This is a genomic window from Acidovorax sp. NPDC077693 (genome assembly GCF_044542805.1).
Classification (GTDB): domain Bacteria; phylum Pseudomonadota; class Gammaproteobacteria; order Burkholderiales; family Burkholderiaceae_C; genus Acidovorax.
The window spans coordinates 1-1,177 of record NZ_JBITVD010000040.1 but is presented as its reverse complement, the minus strand read 5'-3'; the positions used below and the strand labels follow the sequence as shown (position 1 = coordinate 1,177).

At 60.7% G+C, this 1,177-nt stretch carries 3 protein-coding genes; all 3 read left to right on the top strand.

Annotation, left to right across the window (positions count from 1 at the left end):
- Nucleotides 1–542, top strand: a 542-nt coding sequence (gene rplB / locus ACIGHN_RS28010) for a 50S ribosomal protein L2 (RefSeq protein ID WP_396507586.1), incomplete at its 5' end; no start/stop codon positions are given.
- A 10-nt stretch (nucleotides 543–552) separates the two neighbouring features.
- A complete protein-coding gene (gene rpsS, locus ACIGHN_RS28005; protein ID WP_056164774.1) occupies nucleotides 553–828 on the top strand; it encodes a 30S ribosomal protein S19 in 276 nt (91 codons plus the stop codon).
- Nucleotides 829–837: 9 nt separating this feature from the next.
- The gene (rplV, locus tag ACIGHN_RS28000) at nucleotides 838–1,170 is read left to right on the top strand and encodes a 50S ribosomal protein L22 (protein ID WP_005796970.1); all 333 of its coding nucleotides are present in this window, start codon (nucleotides 838–840) and stop codon (nucleotides 1,168–1,170) included.
- Nucleotides 1,171–1,177 lie beyond the last annotated feature (7 nt).

Here is a 1,177-nt window from a genome sequence, read left to right as displayed (position 1 = left end):
GCGTTTCCGACGGTGAGCGTCGCTACTTCATCGCTCCCCGCAACCTGGAAGTGGGCGCATCCCTGCTGTCCGGTTCGGAAGCCCCGATCCGCGCTGGCAACACGCTGCCGATCCGCAACATCCCCGTGGGTTCGACCATCCACTGCATCGAGCTCAAGCCCGGTGCCGGTGCACAGATCGCCCGTTCGGCTGGTGCTTCGGCAACCCTGCTGGCCCGCGAAGGTGTCTACGCCCAGGTGCGTATGCGCTCTGGCGAAGTGCGCAAGATTCACATCGAGTGCCGCGCCACCATTGGTGAAGTCGCCAACGAAGAACACAGCCTGCGCCAACTCGGCAAGGCCGGTGTGAAGCGCTGGATGGGTATCCGCCCGACCGTTCGCGGCGTGGCCATGAACCCAGTGGATCACCCTCACGGTGGTGGCGAAGGCCGCACCGGCGAAGGCCGCCATGCAGTCGATCCTTGGGGCAATCTGACCAAGGGTTATCGCACCCGCAACAACAAGCGCACACAGATCATGATCGTGTCGCGTCGCAAGAAGTAAGGGGTAGCAAATGACTCGTTCTCTCAAAAAGGGCCCGTTTGTTGACCATCACTTGCTGGCCAAGGTCGAAAAGGCCATCGCCACCAAGGACAAGAAGCCAGTCAAGACCTGGTCGCGTCGCTCCATGGTTCTGCCCGATTTCATCGGTCTGACCATCGCCGTGCACAACGGCAAGCAACACGTGCCGGTCTACGTTACCGACCAGATGGTGGGCCACAAGCTGGGCGAATTCGCCCTGACGCGCACCTTCAAGGGTCACCCCGCTGACAAAAAAGTCAAGAAATAAGGAACGACCATGTCTGAAACACGTGCAGTCCTCCGGGGCGTCCGTCTGTCGGTCGACAAGGGCCGTCTGGTCGCCGATCTGATCCGCGGCAAGAAGGTTGACCAAGCTCTGAACATCCTGACGTTCACGCAGAAAAAAGCTGCCGGCATCGTCAAGAAGGTTCTGGAGTCCGCCATCGCCAACGCTGAGCACAACGACGGCGCTGACATCGACGAACTGAAGGTCAAGACCATCTACGTCGAGCAAGGCACCACGCTCAAGCGCTTCACCGCGCGCGCCAAAGGCCGCGGCAACCGCATCAGCAAACCCACGTGCCATGTGTACGTGACGGTTGGCAACTAAAGGCTCG